At 39.3% G+C, this 21116-nt stretch carries 20 protein-coding genes, 1 tRNA gene, 1 rRNA gene and 1 riboswitch; of the genes, 6 read left to right on the top strand and 16 right to left on the bottom strand.

What is annotated here, in order from left to right:
* Window positions 1–85: 85 nt before the first annotated feature.
* Window positions 86–187: riboswitch (SAM riboswitch) on the bottom strand.
* Window positions 188–355: 168 nt separating this feature from the next.
* Window positions 356–1066 (bottom strand): class A sortase, encoded by a 711-nt coding sequence (locus ACFSY7_RS16315; RefSeq protein WP_380148713.1) that lies wholly within the window; start codon window positions 1064–1066, stop codon window positions 356–358.
* Window positions 1067–1124: 58 nt separating this feature from the next.
* Window positions 1125–2525 carry a protoporphyrinogen oxidase gene (hemG, locus tag ACFSY7_RS16310; RefSeq protein ID WP_380148712.1) on the bottom strand — a complete coding sequence of 467 codons (1401 nt, stop codon included), beginning with the start codon at window positions 2523–2525 and terminating at the stop codon, window positions 1125–1127.
* A 118-nt stretch (window positions 2526–2643) separates the two neighbouring features.
* Between hemG and ACFSY7_RS16305 the strand changes: the two genes are divergently transcribed.
* On the top strand, window positions 2644–4671 hold the full coding sequence (locus ACFSY7_RS16305) for a Na+/H+ antiporter (RefSeq protein WP_380148710.1): 2028 nt from the start codon (window positions 2644–2646) through the stop codon (window positions 4669–4671).
* 146 nt (window positions 4672–4817) lie between these two features.
* Here ACFSY7_RS16305 and ACFSY7_RS16300 read toward each other — a convergent pair whose 3' ends face one another.
* On the bottom strand, window positions 4818–6734 hold the full coding sequence (locus ACFSY7_RS16300) for an acyltransferase family protein (protein ID WP_380148708.1): 1917 nt from the start codon (window positions 6732–6734) through the stop codon (window positions 4818–4820).
* 223 nt (window positions 6735–6957) lie between these two features.
* On the opposite strand from ACFSY7_RS16300, the gene ACFSY7_RS16295 reads away from it, so the two are divergent.
* Window positions 6958–7824, top strand: coding sequence for an N-acetylmuramoyl-L-alanine amidase (locus tag ACFSY7_RS16295; protein WP_158620952.1), 867 nt, complete (start codon window positions 6958–6960; stop codon window positions 7822–7824).
* Between the two features lie 48 nt (window positions 7825–7872).
* On the opposite strand, the gene ACFSY7_RS16290 is transcribed toward ACFSY7_RS16295, so the two are convergent.
* On the bottom strand, window positions 7873–8751 hold the full coding sequence (locus ACFSY7_RS16290) for a diacylglycerol/lipid kinase family protein (RefSeq protein WP_380148707.1): 879 nt from the start codon (window positions 8749–8751) through the stop codon (window positions 7873–7875).
* A gap of 502 nt (window positions 8752–9253) precedes the next feature.
* Entirely contained in the window at window positions 9254–10147 is an 894-nt protein-coding gene (locus tag ACFSY7_RS16285) for a putative zinc-binding metallopeptidase (RefSeq protein ID WP_380148706.1), read from the bottom strand.
* 262 nt (window positions 10148–10409) lie between these two features.
* On the opposite strand from ACFSY7_RS16285, the gene ACFSY7_RS16280 reads away from it, so the two are divergent.
* Window positions 10410–10772 carry a hypothetical protein gene (locus ACFSY7_RS16280; RefSeq protein ID WP_380148704.1) on the top strand — a complete coding sequence of 121 codons (363 nt, stop codon included), beginning with the start codon at window positions 10410–10412 and terminating at the stop codon, window positions 10770–10772.
* A gap of 24 nt (window positions 10773–10796) precedes the next feature.
* Here the strand turns inward: ACFSY7_RS16280 and groL are convergent, their stop codons facing one another.
* Window positions 10797–12422: a chaperonin GroEL gene (groL, locus tag ACFSY7_RS16275; RefSeq protein WP_126989630.1), complete on the bottom strand. Its 1626-nt coding sequence runs from the start codon at window positions 12420–12422 to the stop codon at window positions 10797–10799.
* A gap of 51 nt (window positions 12423–12473) precedes the next feature.
* The gene (locus tag ACFSY7_RS16270) at window positions 12474–12734 is read right to left on the bottom strand and encodes a co-chaperone GroES (protein WP_126989631.1); all 261 of its coding nucleotides are present in this window, start codon (window positions 12732–12734) and stop codon (window positions 12474–12476) included.
* 184 nt (window positions 12735–12918) lie between these two features.
* Here ACFSY7_RS16270 and ACFSY7_RS16265 point away from each other — a divergent pair, with 184 nt between their 5' ends.
* Window positions 12919–13590 (top strand): CPBP family intramembrane glutamic endopeptidase, encoded by a 672-nt coding sequence (locus ACFSY7_RS16265; RefSeq protein WP_380148702.1) that lies wholly within the window; start codon window positions 12919–12921, stop codon window positions 13588–13590.
* A gap of 42 nt (window positions 13591–13632) precedes the next feature.
* Here ACFSY7_RS16265 and tatC read toward each other — a convergent pair whose 3' ends face one another.
* The 3 genes from tatC to ACFSY7_RS16250 form a co-directional block, all read right to left on the bottom strand.
* Window positions 13633–14418, bottom strand: a complete 786-nt coding sequence (gene tatC / locus ACFSY7_RS16260; protein ID WP_126989632.1) for a twin-arginine translocase subunit TatC — start codon at window positions 14416–14418, stop codon at window positions 13633–13635.
* Between the two features lie 16 nt (window positions 14419–14434).
* Window positions 14435–14626 (bottom strand): twin-arginine translocase TatA/TatE family subunit, encoded by a 192-nt coding sequence (locus ACFSY7_RS16255; RefSeq protein WP_126989633.1) that lies wholly within the window; start codon window positions 14624–14626, stop codon window positions 14435–14437.
* 82 nt (window positions 14627–14708) lie between these two features.
* Window positions 14709–15344, bottom strand: coding sequence for a redox-sensing transcriptional repressor Rex (locus ACFSY7_RS16250; RefSeq protein ID WP_126989634.1), 636 nt, complete (start codon window positions 15342–15344; stop codon window positions 14709–14711).
* A gap of 93 nt (window positions 15345–15437) precedes the next feature.
* Here ACFSY7_RS16250 and ACFSY7_RS16245 point away from each other — a divergent pair, with 93 nt between their 5' ends.
* Both ACFSY7_RS16245 and ACFSY7_RS16240 read left to right on the top strand, forming a co-directional pair.
* On the top strand, window positions 15438–17381 hold the full coding sequence (locus ACFSY7_RS16245) for an ABC-F family ATP-binding cassette domain-containing protein (RefSeq protein ID WP_380148701.1): 1944 nt from the start codon (window positions 15438–15440) through the stop codon (window positions 17379–17381).
* A 201-nt stretch (window positions 17382–17582) separates the two neighbouring features.
* On the top strand, window positions 17583–17840 hold the full coding sequence (locus tag ACFSY7_RS16240; protein WP_380148700.1) for a hypothetical protein: 258 nt from the start codon (window positions 17583–17585) through the stop codon (window positions 17838–17840).
* Between the two features lie 192 nt (window positions 17841–18032).
* Here the strand turns inward: ACFSY7_RS16240 and tsaD are convergent, their stop codons facing one another.
* From tsaD to rrf, 6 genes are all read right to left on the bottom strand, one after another.
* Window positions 18033–19055 (bottom strand): tRNA (adenosine(37)-N6)-threonylcarbamoyltransferase complex transferase subunit TsaD, encoded by a 1023-nt coding sequence (tsaD, locus tag ACFSY7_RS16235; RefSeq protein ID WP_126989637.1) that lies wholly within the window; start codon window positions 19053–19055, stop codon window positions 18033–18035.
* On the bottom strand, window positions 19055–19495 hold the full coding sequence (gene rimI, locus ACFSY7_RS16230; protein ID WP_126989638.1) for a ribosomal protein S18-alanine N-acetyltransferase: 441 nt from the start codon (window positions 19493–19495) through the stop codon (window positions 19055–19057). The genes tsaD and rimI overlap by 1 nt, the downstream gene beginning before the upstream one ends.
* Before the next feature lie 10 nt (window positions 19496–19505).
* Window positions 19506–20207, bottom strand: a complete 702-nt coding sequence (gene tsaB, locus ACFSY7_RS16225) for a tRNA (adenosine(37)-N6)-threonylcarbamoyltransferase complex dimerization subunit type 1 TsaB (RefSeq protein WP_126989639.1) — start codon at window positions 20205–20207, stop codon at window positions 19506–19508.
* Window positions 20204–20656 (bottom strand): tRNA (adenosine(37)-N6)-threonylcarbamoyltransferase complex ATPase subunit type 1 TsaE, encoded by a 453-nt coding sequence (tsaE, locus tag ACFSY7_RS16220; protein WP_126989640.1) that lies wholly within the window; start codon window positions 20654–20656, stop codon window positions 20204–20206. The genes tsaB and tsaE overlap by 4 nt, the downstream gene beginning before the upstream one ends.
* Window positions 20657–20787: 131 nt before the next feature.
* Window positions 20788–20864, bottom strand: a tRNA-Asp gene (locus ACFSY7_RS16215).
* Between the two features lie 151 nt (window positions 20865–21015).
* A 5S ribosomal RNA gene (gene rrf / locus ACFSY7_RS16210) occupies window positions 21016–21116 on the bottom strand; the annotation flags it as partial.

Here is a 21116-nt window from a genome sequence, read left to right as displayed (position 1 = left end):
CTATGAACTTCCCTTCTATTTATCAATCTCCCCAATAAAAAAACCCTCTTACTCGTTAGAATAAGAAGGGATATATGCATAGTCCTTCTTATCTTTTAAGGTTATTACCTTCTGGAATTAGCACCTGACCTTTCGGCTGGTTGCTGAAGCTTCGTCGGGCCAGTCCCTCTGCTTCTCTTGATAAGAAATTGATTTAATTTTTAGAATATTATATGAATAATACATCTTAGATGAAAGAACGTCAATAGCTCTGTCTTTTTTTCATGATTTTCATGCAAAATTAGAAAGACAATGCAATGATGCATTCCATTCAATCAAAAAAAAGAAACCACCGACAACGATGATTTCTCTGTCATTATTTTTCTTCTTTAAAGGCTTCTTTTGGTGCCTCGTCAATATTCATTGCACGTATAAACTTCGCATGTGTAATTTGACGCTTCGTACCATTAAAGCTACATGTTACGAGTGTTAATTCTTTTTTATTTTTATGGTCATTAATGACTTCGACTTGTGACGCTTCAACATTATAAATTTTATCGATTTCATAAATATATACTTTATCATAATCCGTCACATATACTTTCATACCTGTTTTCGCTAATGTTAGTGGACTAAATAAAGAGCGCTCATTACGCACATTATGGCCGGCCAGTGCATAGTTTCCTGTCCCCATTGGCATCTCTTCCTTCATTGTGCCTGCGCCAATAGCTAAATTCTTATTCGAAATACCATATAAAATCGGTAGCTGCATGTTTACATCTGGCACACTCACCATACCGATTGAATCAGGTTTTTTCGAATCCATTTGTGCCTTCAATACTTCGCCGAGGCTAATGTCTTTTACTTGCTCAAAATCAAATGTGACATCTTCTGATTCCTTTGCCTTTGCGATGCTATCATCGTAATTTTTGCCCGCTTTATTTTGCAATGTTGAGTCCGTCATATGGTTGACTATAAAGCCCATAATCGGCTTATTAAATACGAGAATTAACCCTGCGATTAATAATAGTACACCTATAATGGTCAACCATTTATTACCACCTTTTTTAGCTGTATGCTCCGCCATTATTTTACTTCCTTTCATCGACGATTCGTTATGTTGTTAATACCTGTTTTGGAACGAATTAAACCGTCGTAAGTTGCGCTGCAATGCGAGTCGCAATCTCTTTACCGTTCGCGATGCATAACCCGATGCCCACACCATAATACGAGCAGCCTGCCAGTGTAATAGTTGGATAATAGCTCTGCATTTGTTGCTCTAGATTTTTCACAGCGGCCGCGTGCTCTAAATTATACACGGGCATTTGCTGTGTCCATTTCGATACTTTAATTGTCAACGGCTGCTCCTCAATATTAAGGGATGTCGCAACATCCTTCATCGCAAGCTGTGCTAACTCTTCTTCTGTGAGCTTGATTAACTCCGCAAATTTCGGATTCGTTTTTTTATAAAAGACACGCAGTAGTAGCTTGCCGTCTTTTGATGTATTTGGCCATTTTGCGCTTGTCCATGTGCAGGCATCACAGTTTACGGCGTCGCTATTTGCTACAATAAAACCAGTGCCCTCTGCTGGTAGGACGTCATTGCCGACTTCATAACCTAAATATACGGTAATAATCGAGCTCGTTTTAAAGGCATCAAAGGCAGGTGTTAAACGTTCATCACCTAGCGCTTCCTGTGCCATGCGATGTGGTGTCGCTAATACGACATGGTCTGCTTCAATCGCCTCATGATGGTCAAAATGAACGATGGTTTTCTCATTCACTGTTTCAAGCTTCGTTACAGCCGTATTTTTTAAAAACTCGACTGTCGTTAACAGCTCTTCAAAGCGCTCAAACAATTCACGTAAGCCATTTTTAAATGATAAGAACTTATTATGTGATAGACTGATAAACTTGTCTTTATTCGCCGCATAGCCTTTTAAAATACTACCATACTGGTTTTTATAATCGATTAAATAGGGGATTGTAGATGCTAATGTTAATGAATACAGATCACCTGAATAAATACCCGATAATACAGGGGCAATCTGCTTTTTCACGAGCTCTTCACCAAAGAAATATTCAAGGAATTCGCCAATAGATGAATCCTTTGTAAATTGCTCATTTGGTAATGTTAAATCATTTAGAGCAGCTCGCTTACCCGCTTCAGAAATAAGGGTGCTTTGTTGTAGTGCTTCCTTATTCATCGGGATGCCATACATGCTCTCAAGTGGGATAGCATGTAGCTCATTTTGGGTATAAATATAAGAGACGCCTGTGCCATTATAAACGACGCGATCTTCTAGCCCTAATTCTTCGATTAAAGGCATGACACTTTTATGACGTGCCACAATGGAATCTGCGCCAAGCTCCATGACAAAGCCGTTTTCCTCATGCGTCGCCATTTTACCGCCAAGCTGTGCCTCTTTTTCAACTAATACAAGACGTATATTTTTATGTTGTAATTCGCGTGTTAAGTAGTGCATCGTTGATAATCCAGTGATACCGCCACCTACAACAACGATAGTTTTCGTAGACTGAGCCATTATTCGGCCTCCTTTAACTTCTTCGTCTTTTAGTATACTCGTTCATTTAGTGGCATCGCTAGCAGTTCTACTCATTTCCATGAATTGTACATATTTTAAGAAAGGAGCGTCAAATTCAGTGGACTTACTTATTTTAGTTATTTTATTAATGCTGTCTTTATTACTATCAAATATTCTCGGTCATTATTTGCCATTTCTTCCGATGGCACTTGTCCAAATTGGCTTTGGGATTATTTTAGCCATTATCTTCCCAAGCTTTGATATCCAGCTTGAATCCGAATGGTTCTTGCTGTTATTCGTTGCACCACTTCTTTATAATGATGGGCGCAATTTCCCGCGTGAAGAGCTATGGAATATGCGCGGCTTTATTTTAAGTAATGCCATTGTGCTCGTAATTATTACGACTGTGCTCGGTGGTTTGTTTATTCACTGGCTCATTCCATCTATTCCATATGCGGCGGCCTTTGCGCTTGCGGCGATTTTATCACCAACCGATCCCGTTGCGGTGAACGGGATTGCCAAACGTGTGCAAATCCCTGAGCGTATTTTAAGTGTTGTTCGTGGTGAATCATTAATCAACGATGCTTCGGGCTTAGTTGCCTTTAAATTTGCGGTTGGTGCCGCAGTATCAGGCTATTTCTCGTTAAAATCAGCCGTTGTTGAATTTTCTTATACCTTTATCGTAGGGGCACTACTCGGACTGGCGATTAGCATTGTACTTAGTCAAATTCGCTTTTGGCTTCGTCGCTCAGGTATTCGCGATACGGTGTTCCATACGTTATTCCAGCTCGTCACACCGTTTATTATTTATTTAATCGCCGAAGATTTATTTCACGCATCTGGCGTTATCGCCGTCGTAATTGGTGGGATTGTTCATGCGCTCATTAATGAAAAAGCCGAGCCTATGCTTGCGGAAGAGCAGATGCTCACAGAAAATACATGGTCGATTGTGCTATTTATTTTAAATGGTCTCGTATTCTTATTACTTGGCTTAAACATTCCTGATTCCATGGCGAATTCTTTATCCGATCGTCATACGAATAACTGGATTTTAATTTTTGATGCCGTAGCGATTGGGTTTGTTATTTTAGGTGTTCGTTTCATCTGGTCCTATACATTTGGTACATTCCAATATCGCTTCGGGCGCGACCAAGTACGTCCAACATTAAAGACGAGCTTAATCAGTAGCCTTGTAGGTGTGCGCGGTGCCGTTACAATGGCCGGGATTTTATCGCTTCCTTACTTTATTCAAAATGGGACAGCAAACTTCCCAGAGCGCTCACTTATTATCTTTTTAGCGTCTGCTGTTATTTTATTCACATTACTTACAGCGACGATTTTTCTTCCGATGCTTACCGATAAGGATGAGGGAATTGAGCTTGCAGAAGGACAGTACTCATTTAATCGTGCAAAAATGCAAGTGCTCTTAAAATCCGTTAAATCACTACAAACATCGATTAATGATGAAAATCGACGCATCACCTATGAGCTAATAGATGAGTTGCAGCAAATGTTTAGGCAGCTGCAGTTAGAAGCAAATGCGGAACAATCAGATAAACAAAAACAAGAGCTAGCGAAATTACGCGAGCGCGCCATTAACATTGAACGAAAGCATATTGAGGAACTGCATGATGATAATCAGCTCGATGATGATATGTATGCAAATCTTTTATCAACAATTGAGGATCGCTTGAATCGACAGGAAACGAATATGTTTATGAGCTTCTTCATTACCTTGCGTCAAGTCATTCGCATGTGGATTATGACGCGCAAAAATGATACGGATAAAACACAATTTTATTCCTACATTCGAATGCGCCAAGATATCCGTCGTCAGTGCTATTTAAAGGCACTTCATTTCTTAAAAGAGGAACGTAAAACGGTCGACCCACGCAAACGTCCGCTATATGTTATCGTCATTTACGAATATGAAAAAGCCTATGAAAAATTACGTAAAGTCGTCACGATTGATTCTGCTCGTGAGGAGGAACTTCGCGAGGAACTTCACCTACAAGTGATGGAGGTTCAGCGTAGTGAAATTCACCATATGTACGAAGAAGGTAAAATTTCACGTGAGCAAGAAAAAGAACTACGACGCTTCGTTAATTACATCGAAAGTGTATCGTTGTATGAATACGTCGATTAATTTCCGACACAAAAGAGGTTGGGACAAAACACGTTATGTTCTTTTTTAGCGTTCGCAACGAAAAACCGGAACCGCGCCAAAGCGCGATTCCGGTTTTTTTATGCTCATAGAAGAGGTTGTTTTTATACGTATGCCCCAGCCTCTTTTTATTTTTTATTAAACTGCTTTGCAATTTCAAGTGTGATTAAACCAGCATAATATTTTCCACCCTCAACATTCGGATGTATTTTATCATCATAGAAGATATCTGTTTTTGTAGCAGATTCATCATACCAGTCAATCATCGACACATTACTATATTTCTTGTCGGCATTAGCAAGCGTTGTATTCACGCTATCTTGCCAGCTACGTGGTACGCGCACATTTACTAAGTAAATATGACGGTCTTTACCTAAGATTTGATAGATTTCGTCAAATTGTTTTTCAGTGAACGTTCCATTTGAGCCAAGTCCAAGTACAACATTATTCGCAAGCTTGCCTTTTTTATTCATTGTTTCAAGTACTTCAATGGCTTCTTTTACTTGGCGTCCAACGGTTGCGTCCACCGTCATTTTCGGCATGTTATTTTGAAGCGTGGTCGCAGCACTCAGCATAACTGAATCGCCTACTGCTGTAATTGGTACATTCGTTAGCTTCGCTTTTGCTTGATTGACATCTTTTTTGAACTTTGCTGCTTCTTTTTTCTCTTTTTCACTTTGACGTTTTGCCGCTTCTGCCGCCGCTTTTTTCTCCTCGGCTCGCGCCTTACGTTCGGCCGCCTTTTTCTCTTCAGCTGTCATTTTTAAATTTTTCTGTTGATCTTGCAGATGCATTTCAAGCGCTTTGTTACCACTCGCTTTTGGTGATGGTTCAATCATTAAGCCAACTGTAAAGACGATTAATAACGCGGCAAGCAAGCCGTTCATTACACGCGTACGAACCTTCCAGTGGCGAATATTGAATGACCAATTGCGTGGATGCATATGCTTCAGCCATGTTTTCCATTCACCTTTTCGAATCGGGTCCTCAACAAATGTCCATGACAATGCCGATAACACTAACGTTAGAACGAGCGCTAATAAAATGCGCCACATACTTAAATCACCCGTATCGACACCTAACCCAAGAAGGACAAGAATTGGGAAATGCCAAATGTAAATACCGTACGAACGCACACCTACCCATAATAACGGCTTCCAACTTAAAATATCGCCGATAAAGCTTGCTGGGTGGACGATGACTGCAATCAACAACGCAACGATAGCTGATGCTAAATACATACCACCATAATAAAGGAATGTACCATCTTCACGCATAAAGATAATAAATACCATCATGAGCGCAAATGCTACAACACCTGTAATGTTTAGCGCACGCTTCATTTCAGTTGTAACATTTGGTTTCAGACGTCGACTTGGCCATACAATCGCTAGTGCCGCACCAATCAATAATGAAAAGGCACGTGTATCTGTACCATAGTATACGCGGCTTGGGTCTGTGCCCGGTGTAAACATGAATGCCATCATTTCTGCTGATACAACGGATAATAGCATCACTAGAAAGGCAAGCTTACCTGTCGATTTCGCAAATTTTAATGCAATTAGCATAATAATTGGCCAAATAATATAAAATTGTTCTTCTACCGAAAGTGACCACATGTGCTGTAGTGGCGATGGCGGTGAGAATTTCGTGAAGTATGAGTGCTCCTGCCAAACGTAATACCAGTTACTAATGTAAACGAAGGCAGCCCCAATTTCTCCGCGTAGTCCTGCTAGATAATCACGTTGGAATAACGTAATCCACACCGTAATTAAAATAAGCATGACGAAAAGTGCCGGTAACAATCGTCTTAGGCGACGCACCCAGAAACTTTTGAAATCAATCGTACCTGTTTTTTGGTACTCATTAATTAATAAATCGGTAATCAAATAACCGGATAAGACAAAGAATACGGTAACACCTAAATATCCCCCATTAATCCATGGGAAATGGAGGTGATATAAAATAACAGCTAATACTGAAATTGCGCGTAATCCATCCAAACCACTTATGTACCGATGATTTTTTTTGACAGGTTGTGGCATTGTAAATCCTCCTACTAAAAAAACTCCTCAAATCCACGGTTCGATTCATACTTTACAAATTTTAAAAAACATTCTTCTATTAGTCAAACGAGAGTCCTCAGTCTTTTTCCCTATACTATCTATTGCATCAAAATTACAAATAATACAATTTTGTCACAGATAACGAAATCGAGAGCCATTCCGATACAAAAAGATTATGATAGAACAAGTAGGGAGGAACATCATGCGAAAAACTATTTTAAAATGGATTGCAGTGATCTCAATGTTTACAATTGCCGCAGCAGCGCTTACTGTGATGTCTTCATCAAGTGCAAATGCTGCTAGTGTAAAAATGAAAGTTACTGCACCAAACACAGACAAATTGAATATGCGTAAGGGTCCGGGCGTGAAATATTCGACAATCCGTAAATTAAACTATAATACCGTTGTTACACGTACTAAAGTATCAGGTAGTTGGTCTAAAATTACATACAAAGGTGAAAGTGGTTGGGTTTCAACAAAATATCTTCGTAAAGTTGCAATCAAAAGTGCAACATTCCCATTAGATAACTTCACTATTGTGGTCGATGCAGGTCACGGCGGCACAGATGACGGTGCGTTTTATTACAATACATCTGAAAAAAGCGTGAACTTAAAAGCCGCTAAAGAATTAAAGAAACAACTTGAATACGAAGGTGCTGAAGTTGTGATGACACGTTCTACAGATAAAACATTATCACTTCCAGGTCGTGTTAAAATTTCGAAAAAAATAAAACCAGATGCTTATATTAGTCTGCATCACAACGCTAGTAAAACTGGTAATAAAACTGATAAAGGCTACTTAGTACTTTATACAAAGAGTAAAGAAAAAGCATTCACAAAAGCGGTTTATAGCGGCATGAAGAGTGTGCTTTCAACGAAAACAACAGTGCCATATGAAGGTTACCGCTACCAAAACTTACATGTATTACGTGAAAACCCATACATCGGTACACTTGTTGAATATGGCTATATGTCTACACCAAGTGAGCTGAAAAAAATCAATAAAGATAGCTATCGTAAATACGTTGCACAAGGTATTGTTAAAGGTGTAATTAATTACTTTGACTAATCATTAAAAAGAAGAAAACCGCGCGAAATGTGCGGTTTTTTTGTTTTTTTAATGTGGCGCTAATACCGGTAGAAACTGTGGTTTCACGGTGATTTCTACTGGTAGTTTAGGCCCTTCATCTCCGTTTACATTCGTTACGAGTGGCTCTTTTGCAGAAACCGTTAATGTCTTACACGTCAGCATTTCTACATGCTCTGACTCCATAATTTTTCCTTTCCATAAATCTGGTGCAAGTTTGACTAACTCACTAAAACCGAGCTCAGGAATAATCATGACATGCATAAGACCATCATCAGGTGTCGCATTCGGAAAAAAATGCTCAAGCCCTGCAATATAACTCGTTAGCCCAATCATAACAATTGCCGCTTCTCCTTGCCAATGTTTTCCATCGTACGTGATATCAAAATGATAATTTTCATTTTTCGCTAATGTCTGAACACCCTTCATAACAAATGCAAACGGGCCAAACATCGTCTTAGCTTCGGATGGCACTTCATGCATCGCTCTTGGAATTGTGCCGATTGTAACACTATTTGTAAAATACTGATCTTCAATATAGCCTAAATCAATATTGCGCGGCTTGTAGGTCAAAATCTCATCAATCACTTCTTCAGGGACAAGTGGCATATCAAGTGCACGTGCAAATTCATTTACCGTACCAAGTGGCATAAAAGCAAGTGTCGGTCTCTTTTCAAGCGGTGCAATCCCCATAATCACCTCGCTAAGCGTCCCATCGCCGCCCATCGCAACGACTAAATCGGTCGTTGCTGCACAGTCTATCGCAAATTTTGTAGCGTCCCCTTCTTGCTGTGTTTCAAGAACTTCTACCTCATCATATTTCTTTGAAAGTTCCCGTTCTAAATGTTCTTTATAGCTAACGGCTTTTTCTTTTCCTGCAGAAGGATTAACAATCATAACAGCTTTCATAAGCTTCCACTCCTTTTATACGTTATGTTCCCCTTTCATTAAAAAACATAACGTGTAAGAAGGCTTCAATTGGTAGTTTAAAAGGGATAACTATAAGTAATACAAAAAGGAGCTGACAAAAGGGAAAACAACAATCACCGTCACAGCGACTACCAAAGATGGTTCATCCAAAACAAAAAAGGAACCGTTGTCGGAAAATAATGGAGAAAAAAGCCGAATCTAACATGGATTCGGCTTTTTTCTGTTCCTCTAATTAGACGTCTAGAGAAATAAAAAAGTTTTAACATTGAATTTTATTTTCTTTTTAGTTATAATTTACTAAAAATAAAGATATATAAGGGGTTTAAATAAACTAAATAGTTTATTTTTTAAACAAAAATTATTTCACCTTACATAAAAGACTGTTTTTCTCAGATTCCTTACTATAAGTTTATTTTAAAATCAAATTAAAAAGGAGAAATTTTACGTATTAAAAAAGGAATCGCCAAAGCGATTCCTTTTTTTAATAATGCTTCAATAAATTCTTCAACATCTTCTCACGTAATTTGAGCATTTGAGGATCTTCAAAGAAAAATCCAAGCTTTGCATCTGCTAAGTTTTTATACTTTCCTTTTTTTGTCTTAGTAGGCTCTTTTGTAAATAAGAAATATTCAAATGTTTCCGCAAAATCCTCATCTGGGTCTGTCATCGCATAAAACGTTACAAAATCAGCTTCATATAAATCGTAAAATTCATAGTCTACTTCACCATCTATGCGCATTGTCTTCCAATCCTTCGCTAAAACACCTGCCCAAAATTCCTCATAAAATTGATTAGCACGAGAATTTTTATTTGAACATTTACCGAGTGAGACATAGTTACTACAAAATGGTGAAAACATGCGATTCCATTGCTTTTGCTTATACATTAAAATATGGCCGTATTCATGAACAAGTGTTGAATAATACATATTTTTATTAGCGATGCTATCCTTATAATCTACAGCTAAGGCCCAATTTGATATTGAATAATTAAGGGGTAATACATATGCGAGTAGTTCATCATGGCCATCAGTGAAAACTTGAAACTGCGTAATTTCTTGACGGTTTTTTTTAGGTATCATATTCGCGAATTGCTTCCACAACTTATTATGTGTTTTTTTATCTTTTGCCATTTTTTGATATTTTGCCTGATGTGTTTTAATTTTTGGCTTCGTCAATTTATCATCTTTTATTGTGTAAGTAACTAGAACACGCTCGCGCTCCGAATCGTTGACATCACTATTATCAAATATTAAAAACTCTCCGTATTTTTTATGTACTTCATGAACAAGCGTATCGCCTTTTGCTGCATTTGCTTGGATACCACTTGTTACCACAAAGCAAATGAATAATAACACCACACTCAATTTCTTCAATTTTCCACTTCCTCAAAAATCATATTATCTTATCCAGCATTCTTTTCATTATAATATACTCAAGGGAGATGAGGTGTCGTATGCGTAATTATATTATCTTTTTAATAGTAATCGTATGAAGCCTTACAAGTTTTAACGAATTGACCAATGCGAAAAAATTTGACGCATCGTTTGTAAAGTCATTTGAAAAAGGACGTTTACCGGACCATCCGTATAAGATTGGGACGAGATTTTGGCTGGCGATGACGATGCGCTGATCAATATGTACGACAGCTTTTTTAGCTACTCGGCTCAAAAGACTACCTACTATTTCCTAGCAAATGATGTCGTATTGCCTGGCATTCCTGCAAAGGGCATTGCCGCATTATATGACGGCAGAACAACTGAAAAAACGCTAAAAAAATCACGTAGCAATCAAGTCAGCTATACAGACGGTCGTAAAAACATCGCCCTTTATAAAGTCGATGAATATTATGTGACAGCCGAGTATACATCGAAAAAAACACGCTTTATGGTCGCGACCTTAGAAGGTATGCGCACGTATTATGGCTTTAAAAAAATAGACAAAAAAGAGCCTCCGACAAAGCGTCGTAAGGCTCTTTTTTTAATGTGTGCTAAGCGCTAGGGTAGATAAAGTCCTAACGTGGTATTACATCATACCGCCCATGCCGCCCATATCAGGCATTGCAGGAGCGCTTGCTTCAGGAATTTCTGCTACTACTGCTTCTGTTGTTAAGAATAGAGAAGCAACTGATGCAGCATTTTGAAGTGCTGAACGTGTCACTTTTGTTGGGTCAACGATACCAGCGTCGATCATGTTTACCCATTCGCCAGTTGCTGCGTTGAAGCCAATTCCTACTTCTTCACGTTTTAAGCGGTCTACGATAACTGAACCTTCAAGACCAGCATTGTTTGCGATTTGACGGATTGGTTCTTCTAATGCACGTAATACAATGCGTACACCTGTTGCTACGTCGCCTTCGTTTGCATCTGCAAGTTCTGCTACTTTATTGTAGATTGATACAAGTGCAACACCACCACCTGCTACGATACCTTCTTGTACAGCAGCACGAGTAGAGTTTAATGCATCTTCAATACGTAATTTACGTTCTTTTAATTCGGTTTCAGTTGCAGCTCCGACTTTAATTACAGCTACACCACCAGCAAGTTTTGCAAGGCGTTCTTGTAATTTTTCTTTATCGAATTCTGAAGTTGATTGATCGTGTTGTTTACGGATGTTTTCAACGCGCGCTTCAATTTCAGTTTGTGAGCCAGCACCTTCAACAATTGTTGTATGGTCTTTTGTCACAACGACTTTGCCAGTATTACCAAGCATATCGATTGTTGCTTGTTTTAAATCTAAGCCGATATCTTCTGTAATCACTGTACCACCAGTTAATACCGCTACATCTTCAAGCATTGCTTTACGACGGTCACCAAAGCCAGGTGCTTTAACAGCTACGACATTGAATGTACCACGTAATTTATTGACAACGATTGTTGCAAGAGCTTCGCCTTCGATATCTTCAGCAATGATTAATAGTGGACGACTTTGTTGTACCACTTGCTCAAGCACTGGTAAGATTTCTTGGATATTTGTGATTTTTTTGTCTGTGATTAATACGTATGGATTGTCTAAAACAGCTTCCATTTTATCGTTATCTGTCACCATGTAGTGTGATAAGTAACCACGGTCAAATTGCATCCCTTCTACAACTTCAAGTTCAGTTGTGAAGCCGCGAGATTCTTCTAATGTAATAACACCTTCGTTACCAACGCGTTCCATTGCTTCAGCGATTAATTCGCCTACTTCTTCATCCGCTGCTGAAATTGCCGCAACTTGTGCAATTGCTTCTTTTGTTTCAACAGTTTTAGAAATTTGTTGTAGTTCTGTTACTGCAGTGGCAACAGCTTTGTCAATCCCTTTACGGATGCCAACAGGATTTGCGCCAGCAGTTACGTTTTTAAGTCCTTCTGTGATCATTGCTTGTGCAAGTACAGTAGCTGTTGTTGTACCATCACCAGCGATTTCATTCGTTTTAGAAGCTACTTCAGATACAAGTTTTGCACCCATGTTTTCATATGGATCTTCTAATTCGATTTCTTTTGCGATTGTTACACCATCATTTGTAATAAGTGGTGTGCCAAATGATTTTTGTAAAACAACGTTACGACCTTTTGGACCTAATGTCACTTTTACTGTATTCGCTAATTTATCAACACCTTGTAGCATTAAGCTACGTGCTTCTTCGCTGAATTTAATATCTTTTGCCATGTTTGAAAACCTCCTGAAATTTTTAAATTAATAAAGTAAGATATGCAAGGATTATTCAATTACCGCTAAAATGTCTTCTTCTGAAAGGACTAAGTAAGCAGTATCGCCGTAAGTAACTTCTGTGCCTGCGTATTTTGCGAACACAACATCGTCGCCTTCTTTCACGTCGAAAGTAACGCCTGATCCAGTAGCTAATACTTTACCTTGTTGAGGTTTCTCCTTTGCAGAGTCTGGTAATACGATGCCGAATGCAGATTTTTCTTCTACTTCTACGACCTCAATAATAATACGTTTGCCTAATGGTTTTAACAAATGAAACAACCTCCTAATAAGATATCTTAATTTATTAGCACTCTTTAGTCTTGAGTGCTAACACAAGTATTATATTAATGAATTTCAACTGAACTTGCAAGTATTACGCATAAAAATTTTGAATTTAACATTCTTTCCTCTACAATAAGGAAGAACACTTACTGTAAAGGAAAGGATTCCTATTGTGAAAAATAAAAAAACAGCTTTCTATGTACTGATTACGTATATTGTCATGCAGCTAAGCGGCGCTGTTTTACTGCAACCGCTGTATACTTTCTATAAAGGACAACACCCTACATGGACGCACGATAAATTAGCACTTCATACGCAGGGCTGGTATATGTTTTTTAGTATGCTTTTAGCACTGATTGTATCGATTCTTTTCATTGCACGCGACAAACAATTTTTTGACAACTTTAAAGAAAAAATGCCATTCCCACAAGCCATTCTTTGGGGAATTATTGGTTTTGTTATGGTGCTTGCTGGCCAAATGATTGGTGGCATGATTGAGTCATTGCTCGGTATTAGCGGCAGCTCTGAAAATACAACATCCCTTCTCGGTATAACAGATGTTGTTCCAATCGCCATTTTGGCCATCGCACTCTTTGGTCCCATTTTAGAGGAGCTCGTATTTCGTCGTGTCATCTTCGGTTCGCTTTATCAAGGCACAAGCTTCTGGGTAGCAGCACTGATTAGTTCGTTATTCTTTGCGCTAATGCATTTTGATTTTGTGCATATTTTACTTTATGCGATTACTGGCTTCGTTATGGCATTTTTATATACCAAAACTGGTCGCATTATTACACCGATGATTGCGCATATTTTGTTAAATACCTTTGTAACATTTACTCAATAGAAAAAAGAAGGATTCGCATTGGCGAATCCTTCTTTTTTCTGTTTACCCTTTTAACATGCCATCAATCGATTCTTTTTCCATACCTAGCTCCGTCAACCGCTTACGCTCTGAACGCAAATATTGACGATACCCAAGTCGCGCAATCCATATACTAATCTCATATAAAATACACAGTGGAATCGTAATCATTAAATGTGATACCACTTCCGGTGGTGCAATAATCGCGGCAATGACCAGTAATGAGAAATACGCATATTTCCTCACACTCGCCATCCACATCGGTGTTACAAGTCCAATGCGCGCAACAAAGTGCATAATGACGGGTAGCTGGAATACAAAGCCAAACGGAATGGTAATCTTAAATAAAAACTGAAAATATTCATTGATGCCAATCGTTTGCTCCACATTCATATCCTGTGACCATTCCATCATGAATTTCATAATATACGGAAATAAAATCAGATAGGAAAATGCAACGCCAACGACAAACAGTACGATCACATATGGAATATAGCGCAGTGTCGCCTTTTGTTCATGCGCATACAACCCCGGACTTACATATGCCCACAACTGATACATAATGACTGGCATCGTCAGCACAAGTGCAATGACAAAATCCGCCTGAAAGAAAATCTTTAGCGGGTCCGTGACATTAAAGGCATGTAACTGCAAAGACTTTGCATGCTCACTATACTGTAAGTAATGAATAAGTGGCTTCGCAATAAAGAGGCCTATAATCACATTGATGACAAAGAAAACGGTTACTGTAATTAACCGTTTTCGAAGTTCATTTATATGCTGTTCAAGCGTTAGTTCATTATCTTCCATTGCAATAACTCCCTAACTATTTATGTTCAACTTTATTTTTCTCTTTTGTCTTATCATCATCGTCATCCACTAAACCTTTAGTGGCATTCTTGAATTCACGGAGCGTGGAGCCCATCGCTTTTCCAAGCTCAGGCAGCTTCTTCGGACCAAAAATAAGTAGAGCAACGACAGCGATGATTACAATGCTGCCAAAACTAACTCCTCCCATTACAGGCACCTCCTCATTAAGATGCCTATATTGTAACGCAATCATTCTCAATTAGCTATAGCATTCTCAATAGACTATTGACTCATTTTCCTACATTACGCATAAAGTAGCTCAGCGTCTGTAATTCAATTGATAAATCGATTGTATGTACACGGAATGTATCCGGTACTTGTAGGCGCACAGGCGTGAAATTAAGAACACCCTTCACATCCATCGCAACAAGGCGGTCTGTCATCATTTGAGCAGAGCGTGCTGGTACTGTTAAAATCGGTAGCTCAGCATGAAACTCTTCAAATTTTTCTTCCATAACATCTGGATGAAAAACGGGTACACCATTGACTAATTTCCCATCAAGTGGATAGTTCGTATCGAAGGCAACAACGATTTTCATATTCTGATTTTTTTGGAAGTTATATTTCAGTAGCGCATGCCCCAGATTCCCAATCCCGATAACAGCGACATTCATGCGCTCATTATCATCTAATACATCTCTAAAGAAAACGAGTAATTTTTGTACATCATAGCCATAGCCCTTACGACCAAGTGCGCCGAAATGTGAAAAATCTCGTCGAATCGTAGCAGAATCTATTTGCATCGCCTCACTTAACTCTTTTGAAGAAATGCGTTCTATTCCTGCTTCCGAAAAATTTTGAATGAAACGATAATAGAGAGGTAATCTTTTCGTCGTAGCCTGCGGAATTTTATAATTTTCTTTCAAAGCGGTTGTCCCCTCCTGGATTAACTTTAACTTCTTAACATTGCACCACTGCCCACATTTCGATAAACTAAAATGAGAACTGAGGTGTACTTCATGATTGTATTACAAGTCAATCAATTATATAAATCTTATATTGCAGATGAAATTTTAAGTGGCGTGAAGCTCGAAGTACAGCATCGAGACCGCGTCGCACTTGTTGGCCGTAATGGTGCCGGCAAATCCACATTATTAAAAATTATCGCAGGGCAACTTTCGTATGACTCCGGCGATATTATTATGCCAAAAGATATCCATCTTGGCTATCTCGATCAACATGCGGGTCTTGATTCAGACCTAAGTGTATGGGATGAAATGATGACGATATTCGAGCCCCTAAAAGCGCTTGAAACAACGATGCGCTCACTCGAACAGCGTATGGCAGACCCAGACATTTATAACGATGCTGAACAATATGCCAAAATTATGGCTGATTATGATCAGCTTCAACATGACTTCAAAGCACGTGGCGGCTATCAATACGAAGCCGATACACGTGGGGTTCTTCATGGGATGCAGTTCCCTCGAGAAATGTTTGACCAGCCAATTAATTCGTTATCCGGTGGTCAGCGTACACGACTTGCCCTAGCGAAGCTACTACTTAGCAAGCCTGAGCTCCTTATTCTCGATGAACCGACCAACCACTTAGATATTGAAACACTAAGCTGGCTAGAGAATTATTTGAAGAACTACGATGGAGCCATCCTTATCGTATCACATGACCGTTACTTCTTGGACCAAGTTGTGTCGATTGTCTATGAAGTTTCTCGTCATCATGTCTCAAAATTCTCTGGGAACTATTCGGACTATCTAGACCAAAAAGCGAAAAACTATGAATTAGACGTTAAACGCTATGAAAAAGAACAATCGGAGAAGGCGAAACTTGAGCAATTTGTTGAAAAAAATATTGCTCGTGCATCCTCTACAAAAATGGCGCAAAGCCGTCGTAAAATGTTAGAGCGACGTGAATGGATGGAGTCTCCGCTTGGCGATGAAAAGTCAGCCACGCTGACATTTGAAATCGAGCGTCAAAGTGGCAATGATGTATTATCGGTGGATAACCTCGCAATTGGCTATGATGACAAATTAATTTCAGAGAATATTCAGCTACGTGAATACCGCGAAGACCGTATTGCTCTTGTCGGCCCAAATGGTGTCGGTAAATCTACACTATTGAAAACGATTGTAGGCGACCAACCAAAGCTTGCTGGTGAAGTACGCTTTGGTACGAATGTTCAAATTGGCTACTACGATCAAGAGCTTGCAAAATTAACGAGCAATCGTACGGTCATTAAAGAAATTTGGGATGAATGGCCATTAATGAACGAAAAAGATGTACGTTCTGTACTCGGCCGTTTCCTATTTTCAGGCGACGATGTTGAAAAAATTGTGAGTGACTTGTCTGGTGGCGAAAAAGCGCGTCTAGCACTTGCCAAATTGATGCTTGAGAAAAATAACTTCCTCGTACTCGATGAGCCAACCAACCACTTAGATTTAGATAGTAAAGAAGTACTTGAAAATGCGTTGATCGATTACCAAGGCACACTGCTTTTCGTGTCACATGACCGTTACTTTATTAATCGTATCGCCACAAAAGTTGTTGAACTCTCACATGATGGGACATTCGAATATTTAGGTGACTATGATTATTATGTTGAGAAAAAACTGGAGCTCGAAGAAATTGCGCTTGAAAAAGCAGCTGAAGAGCAGGCAAAACACCCTACGCCAGTAAAAGAGAAAAAAGCGACAAACACATCAATTGATAAAGAAGCCAAGAAAAAAGAACGCAGCCTTCGTCGTAAAATCGAGACGTTAGAAGCTGATATGGCAACGTTTGATGCACAAATTGTTGAATATGAGCAGCAGCTTTGTGACCCAGATGTCTATTCAGATCATGAAAAAACGCTGACCATTCAATCGGCATTAGATGATGCCAAAGAACAAAAGGATACGCTTGAAATGGAATGGCTTGAATTAAACGAAGAGCTTGAAGCACTTTAATCCTTTAAAGAGGGGCTTGGACAAAACACGTCATTTTCCTTTTTTAGCGTTCGCAACGAAAAACCGGAACCGCGCTACAGCACGATTCCGGTTTTTCTTATGCTCATATAAACGGTTGTTTTTATACGTATGTCCCAGCCTCTTCTTTTTTATGGCAACCTCCTGATATAAATTTCGCTCTTATAAAAAAGGAGGCGTCCTATGAATAAAAATTGGTTAATGTCGTTGTTAGTCATTGTATTCATTTATCAACTTGGCTTTTTTGCGGTTCATTTACCATCATTTTTACACTATTTGTATTGGGGTTCTGCAAGTATTTTTGGTCTTGTCATAGGGTTCTACAGTTTAAAGAATTTCTATAAAAAGCTACCGGTTGCTGTACTCGGGACACTAATATTTTTAATAGGTGGCTTCACATCTTCCCTTCTTCTCTTAGAATTGGCTACATTAAACATGTAAGATGCAGGATTTTTCTGCATCTTTTTTAGTTATCCACAGGCTAGTTGATTCCTATTTTTCATTATACATATTTATGCAATTTATCCAAATCGCGTCATAACGCGATTTATAGCATTAAAAAACAGCCCAACAAGTAAATTGTCAGACTGTTTCAAAAAGTTATCCACATGTGCATAACTTTATTTTCCTTTTTTAATCATTCCAAGAACGTAATTCCATGCCTGGACGACCATTTAAATCCCAACCGCTACGTTTGCCGGCTTTAAACATTTCTGTTCCTGCTGCGGCAATCATTGCGGCATTATCTGTACATAATTTAAGTGGTGGTACGAAGAACGGAATGCCCTCTTCATTGAAGATTTTCTCAAGTTCCGTACGTAAGCCTTTATTGGCTGATACGCCACCTGCTGCGATAACTTGCTTCACATTAAATTCACGTGCCGCACGCAATGTTTTCGTTGATAGCACTTCTACAACACTATCTTGGAAACCTTTTGCGATATGGTATGGATTAATATCGCCACCGCGTTGTTTTGCGTTGTGTTGATAGTTAATAACGGCTGATTTTAAGCCACTAAAGCTGAAATCATACGAATTAGGCTCCAACCATACACGTGGAAACTCGATGGCTTCGTCACTTTCATGTGCCATTTGGTCAATACGTGGACCACCAGGATACGGGATGTCTAGCACGCGCGCTACTTTATCGTATGCTTCACCTGCTGCATCATCACGTGTTTCACCAATTACTTCAAATGAGCCATGCTCTTTCATTAAAACAAGCTCTGTATGCCCACCTGATACGACTAATGCAAGTAATGGAAACTCCATTGGTTGCATTAAGTTATTCGCATAAATATGACCTGCAATATGATGTGTGCCGACAATCGGTAAATTATGTGCAAAAGCAAAAGCCTTCGCAGCATTAATACCGATTAAAAGCGCACCAACAAGCCCAGGACCTTCTGTAATACAAACTGCATCTAAATCCTTAGGCTCCATATTCGCTTGCTTTAACGCTTCCTCAAGAACGATTGTGACATTCTCTACATGATGACGTGATGCAATTTCTGGCACAACGCCACCAAAGCGTTTATGACTTTCAATTTGTGATGCCACGACGTTAGAAATGATTTCAGTCCCATTTTTCACGATAGACGCGGCCGTTTCATCACAGCTACTTTCAATACCTAATATATAAAGATCTTTTTCCATTATAAATTCACCCACATGACAAGAGCATCCTCTTGATTATCTGTATAGTATCCTTTACGAATACCACCTGCCTGGAATCCTAGTTTGCGATAAAGATTTTGTGCTACGTCATTTGTTACGCGCACCTCAAGGCTCATAACCACGCAGCCCTGCTCTTTTGCGATGCGCATGGCTTCGCGCATCAATTGCTCCCCAATTCCTTTGCCGCGACCTGCTGGCATAACGGCAACATTTGTAATCTGACTTTCATCAAGTACAATCCACATACCGCAAAAACCGATAATTTCATCGTCTTCAAGTGCGACTACATAGGTTGCTTGTGTATTTTTCGTCATTTCCATTTCAAATGACTCTAATGTCCATGGCGCTGGGAATACAGCTTCTTCAATATGGTGAACAGCTGCTGCATCCGCAAGCGTCATTAAACGATAGGTTACCACATTTGTTCACCTACTTATTTTTTTGTTCTTTAATCCAATTCGCCTCAGCTTCTGCTAAACGGCGATATTGTGGCACAAAATTATGCACCGCATCCCCTGTTAATTGAGGCATTTTTTCTGCTAAATAAATCAATTGTGCAGCATCTGGTAAATCAATTGTATAGGGCGCACGAACTGCACGCTCGCCTAATGTTTCGACAATTACATCCCAGAAAGTATCCACATCATGCCCTACGAATAATACAGGTGCATTCAGTGAATCTAATTTTTCTATTAAGTCTGCGATGCTATAGTGATGGTCCTCAACAACATTTTCAAAGCCATTTGCTGCATCAAAAGCACCCGCGTATACATTTTGACGGCGTGCATCAATTAACGTACAAACAATGCCATTATACATTGCCGCATTTGCTGCTAGCATTTTTAAGCTTGAAACGCCTACTAAAGGCTTGTTCAGTGTCCATGCTAATGTTTTCGCAATCGTTACGCCAATACGAATACCTGTGTATGAGCCAGGCCCTTCGCTGACTGCCACCGCATCAATATCCTGCGCTGTTAACTTCACACGTGTTAATAAGCGCTCAATCGCAAGCATCGCACCACCTGAGTGATTTAACTTAATATTTGTTACTTCGTTTGCGAGCACTTGACCGTCTTTCACTAACGCTACGGCAAGCGGTGTATTTGCTGTATCAATACCTAACCAAATCATTTCATTAACTCCTCACACAACTGCTCATAACGTGTTCCAGTTGGGTTTAGTAAAAATCGTCTTGCGTCTGCATCAACACGTTCAATACGAATCGCAAGTCGTTCTGCCGGTAGGTCTGGTTCAATTAAATGCGCCCATTCTACAACCGACACTGCATCGCCGAAAAAGATTTCATCCCAGCCAAGATCCTCATCACTATCAGCTAGACGATAAACATCTAAATGATTGAGTGGAAGGCGTCCCTCATATTGTTTCATAATCGTAAATGTCGGGCTATTAACGATACGTTTTACTCCTAAACCTTTAGCAAGTGCTTGTGTAAACGTTGTTTTTCCTGCACCTAAGTCGCCTTCTAGTGTAATCGTATCTTGTGGTTGTAATAAATCAGCGAGCTTCATGGCAAGAGCTTGTGTCTCTTCTAAAGATTGTACAGTCCATTCAATCGTCATGTTTCTCGTCCTCTCCAAAAATGCATATCTATAGTGTAACGAATTCAAGTTAATTGTTCAAAGTGTATGAATTCAATTTCTAGGCAAAAAAAATAACACAGCGCCATTGCTGTGTTTACATAAATAAAAAATGGCGGTCCGGACGGGACTCGAACCCGCGACCTCCTGCGTGACAGGCAGGCATTCTAACCAGCTGAACTACCGGACCAAAGATTATTTACAAAAAATATTATAGCAAGGTGCTTAATATATAGCAATACTTTTATAAATTTTTTTATAGGTATAATAAACTTTTTTTATTACTGTGGTATTGATTCGTATAAAAACAAAAAAGACGAACATACTGTCCGTCTCTGTGTGCCTAGCAACGTCCTACTCTCGCAGGGGGAAACCCCCAACTACCATCGGCGCTAAAGAGCTTAACTTCTGTGTTCGGCATGGGAACAGGTGTGACCTCTTT

Origin of the sequence: Kurthia populi (genome assembly GCF_042686175.1) — a bacterium.
GTDB classification, from domain to species: domain Bacteria; phylum Bacillota; class Bacilli; order Bacillales_A; family Planococcaceae; genus Kurthia; species Kurthia populi.
This window is presented reverse-complemented; position numbering and strand designations above follow the sequence as displayed.